This window comes from Kitasatospora sp. NEAU-CNBT7, assembly GCF_057220535.1.
Map to the genome: position 1 here is coordinate 1 of NZ_JBXQQB010000056.1, position 3,741 is coordinate 3,741.

The window sequence follows — 3,741 nt, forward strand, 5'->3', positions numbered from 1 at the left end:
CGCGCACCACGAGCGCGTCGGAGAGCATCGCGGTGATCGAGGCGCCGATCTGCTGCACGACCTGCTCGTCCTCGTCGGGGCGGGCCTGGCTGGTGGCGACGATGCCAAGGCCCAGGTCGGCGGTGGCGGAGACGTGCAGCGGCCGGCCGTCGAGGTGGGCGCCGGCGCCGGTGCGGGCGGTGTAGGTCTCGCCGGTCAGCGGCAGGTGCACCACCGTGAGCTGCGGCCGGTTGTCGCGCACCAGGGTGGCGGTGACCGCCCACTCCGGCAGGCCGTGCAGGTGGTTCACGTTGCCCTCGGCCGGGTCCACCACCCACCACTCGCCGTCCGGCAGCGCCCCGCCGTCCAGCTCGTCCTCCACCCATCGGGCCTGCGGCCGCAGTGCGGTCAGGGCGGGACGCAGGATGTCGAGGGCCGCGTCGTCGTTGACGGCCAGCGCCGCCATCAGCTCCTCGCGGCTGCCGTAGCGGACCACCTCGCCGAAACGCGCGCGCAGCGCCGCACCGGCCTCACGCACCGCGTCCGCGGTCCGGTCGAGCAGATCGGCGTCGGACAGGACGGCGGGGGTGGTCTGAAGCGATTCGGACATGGGTGAACTCCCTTATGGGATAGGGCCTATGAGGCTGATCGGGCCGAACCGGGTGGCCGTTCCTGCGCGTTCGTCTCAACGGTAGGCAGCCTCATTGTTAACTTCAAATGCATGTCAAGAGCGGCTGGGATTACTCGCGTGCAAGTGGATGCCAGCCTGCTCGCCCCGATCGACGCGGTACCGGAGCCCGGGCCGCATTCGGTGCACGGCGGGGAGGCCGAGGCGCGTCGGGGGAGCGTCGGGGCGCGCTGGGGGAGGCTCAGCCGAGCAGATCGGCGGCCCGTTCGGCGATGGCGTAGACGGTCGCGTTGGTGTTGGCCGAGGGGATGGACGGCATCACCGAGGCATCGGCGACCCGCAGTCCGGCGACCCCGTGGACGCGAAGGTCTGCAGGGTCGACGACCGCATCGGCGTCGGTTCCCATCCGGCAGGTGCCGGTGTAGTGGAAGTAGGGGCCGGTGGCCTTGCGGATGAACTCGTCCACGGACTCTCCGCTCGTCCCGGCGCCCGGCACCGCTTCCCGCTTGCGCCATTCGGCGAACGCCTCCGCCTCCCCGATGCGGCGTGCCACGGCCAGGCCCCTGCGCATCACCTCCAGGTCACGGTCGTCGCTCAGGTAGCCGGGGTCGACGACGGGAGCACCGGCGGGATCGGCGTCCGCCAGGCGCACGGTGCCGCTGCTGTGCGGAGCCACCGCGGAGAACGCGATGGAGTAGCCGTTGGCCGGCGGCGGGCCCCAGGCCGAGGGGAGCGGCGCGGCGACGACGTAGACCTGAAGGTCCGGCCGGGCCGCGGTGGGGTCGCTGTACACCAGGCCCATCATCTCGGCCGGTGGATTGGCAGGATGGAACGGTACGGGCCGAGTGGCCTCGTACACCACGCCCGCCAGCGGATGGTCCTGCAGATGGGACCCCACGCCCGGCAGGTCGGCGACGACGTCGATGCCGTGTTCGCGAAGGTGTCGTGCCGGGCCGATGCCTGACAGCAGCAGAAGGTGCGCGGAACCGACGGCGCCCGCGGTCAGGATGACCTCGGCGCTCTCGACCGACAGGTGCTCGCCACCTGCGGTGTACTCGACGCCGGTGCAGCGGCCCGCGGTGATCCGCAGACGCCGCGCGGTCGCGTCCGTGACGACGTCCAGGTTCGGCCGGTCGAGGAACGGACGGATGAAGGCGTCGGCCGCGCTCTGGCGGGCGCCGCCGGGCAGATTCAGGTCACTCCACCCGAACCCGGTCTCCAGTCCGCTGCCGATGTCATCGGCGCGGGTGAAGCCCGCTTGCACCGCGGCATCAACGCCCGCCGCGGCCAGGGGATGCGGTTCCGGAACCGGGGCGACCGCGACCGGTCCGTCCGTGCCCCGCACGGAGGCATCACGACGGCGCGTGCTCTCGCTGCGGCGGAAGTACGGCAGCAGGTCGTCGAAACCCCAGCCCGGAGCGCCGAGCCCGGGCCATTCGTCGTAACCGGAGCGGTGCCCCCGCAGGTGGTAGAGGCCGTTGATGCTGGACGATCCGCCGAGCGCCCTACCGCGCAGCACGTCAGCGGCCCTGCCCGTACCGGCCTGCACGGTCGAGGTGCCCAGCCAGAGGGATGACGGGTCGAAGCCCAGGAACCCCCATGGAGATGCCATCGCCTCGGTCGCGTCCCGGGCTCCGGCCTCCAGCAACAGCACTCGCACGCCCGGGCGTTCCGAAAGCCGGGAGGCAATCACGCACCCCGCTGTCCCCGCTCCCACCACGACATAGTCATAGGGGTTCTGGCCCATCATGTCTCCGCTTCCCACGGCAGCGCTGTCCGGCCGCCGGGTTTCAGTAAAGAAGGCTGATCGACGATCAAAGAGTTCGGCCCTGCGCCTTGCACGGTCGTCTCCGAGCTCGGCGCGCAGAAGGTGTGGAACCGGCTGATCAGCAGGCGGCCCGGTGACGAACGATCACCTTGGCCCGCCGGGCCCGGGCGTGCCCGGGCCCGCCATTGCCGAGCACCCCGTCGGGGATGTCCAGGCCGGCGCCGGTATCTGCGATGACGGCCAGGCTGCTGGACTTCTCCTGTTGCACGAGCTCCTTGTCCTTGGTGTGGCCTCGTCCAGGAGCGGCCGGGTTTCCCTTCTGCCATCGAATCGTAGGATCGCCGACAGGGCAGGTTCTTGAACCTCCGCGACGTTCGTTCGGAACCTCAGCGCCATGCGAGGGCCCCTCGATGGCGGACCTGGTGGACGAGCGGGTCGCGCCGATCGGCGGTCCACCGCTCGGCAGAACCTCGTGCCGGACGAGGCCGGGGTCGGTGGGCCAGTTCGCGGAGCCGGTCGGTGTCGCGGGGCGGGGCGGGGTGCGGACCGGGACGTCCGGCCGGTCGGCCAGTTCGTTACCGCGCGGTACCGGTTCCCCCGCCATTCAGGTCAGAAGGTGACCGCTATGGCTCCTAACGTTGACCTTGTCGACGGAGCAAGAATCCACGGAAGGCGGAAACCCATGAGCGAGACCCTGACCGTCAACGAGCCCACCACCGAAGCGCCGGCCGTGACCGGCGAGCGCGCCGACCTGCTGGCGGCGCTGGCCAAGCAGCGGCACTTCCTGCGCTTCACCACCCGTGACCTCACCGACGAGCAGGCCGGGGCGCGGACCACCACCAGCGAGCTGTGCCTGGGCGGTCTGATCAAGCACGTCGCCTCGGTCGAGCGGACCTGGGCCGCGTTCATCGTCGACGGCCCGGCGGCGATGCCCGACTTCACCACCTGGACCGAGGCCGACTTCGCCCGCCGGGCCGACGAGTTCCGGCTCCTGCCCGGTGAGACGCTCGCCGGTGTGCTGGCCGACTACGACGAGGTGGCCCGCCGCACCGACGAACTGGTCGTCGCCCTCCCCGACCTCGGAGCCACCCGGCCGCTGCCGAAGGCCCCGTGGTTCGAGTCGGGTGCGGACTGGTCCGTCCGGCGGGTGCTGATGCACGTCATCGCCGAGACCGCCCAGCACGCCGGCCACGCCGACATCATCCGCGAGGCCATCGACGGCGCGAAGAGCATGGGCTGACCACCCTGCCGTCCCAGGGCACCCGGACGCCGCCGGCGCGGGCCGCCACCCGTGTCGGTGGCGGCCCGCGGCCGGGTCCCACGAAACCAAGTCAAATGACGGGGGCACCCTCGAACGGGCCATATC

4 protein-coding genes are annotated in these 3,741 nt (G+C 71.5%); 1 reads left to right on the forward strand and 3 read right to left on the reverse strand.

Annotated elements, in window-relative coordinates; genetic code table 11:
- The 3 genes from AC2TEW_RS36150 to AC2TEW_RS36160 all read right to left on the reverse strand — a co-directional run.
- The coding region (locus AC2TEW_RS36150) for an inositol monophosphatase family protein (RefSeq protein ID WP_484627496.1) at positions 1-589 on the reverse strand (589 nt) is incomplete at its 3' end.
- Positions 590-848: 259 nt separating this feature from the next.
- On the reverse strand, positions 849-2,354 hold the full coding sequence (locus AC2TEW_RS36155; protein WP_484624291.1) for a GMC family oxidoreductase: 1,506 nt from the start codon (positions 2,352-2,354) through the stop codon (positions 849-851).
- A gap of 139 nt (positions 2,355-2,493) precedes the next feature.
- A complete protein-coding gene (locus AC2TEW_RS36160) occupies positions 2,494-2,643 on the reverse strand; it encodes a hypothetical protein (protein ID WP_484624120.1) in 150 nt (49 codons plus the stop codon).
- Positions 2,644-3,057: 414 nt separating this feature from the next.
- Here AC2TEW_RS36160 and AC2TEW_RS36165 point away from each other — a divergent pair, with 414 nt between their 5' ends.
- Positions 3,058-3,615, forward strand: a complete 558-nt coding sequence (locus AC2TEW_RS36165; protein ID WP_484627497.1) for a DinB family protein — start codon at positions 3,058-3,060, stop codon at positions 3,613-3,615.
- Positions 3,616-3,741 lie beyond the last annotated feature (126 nt).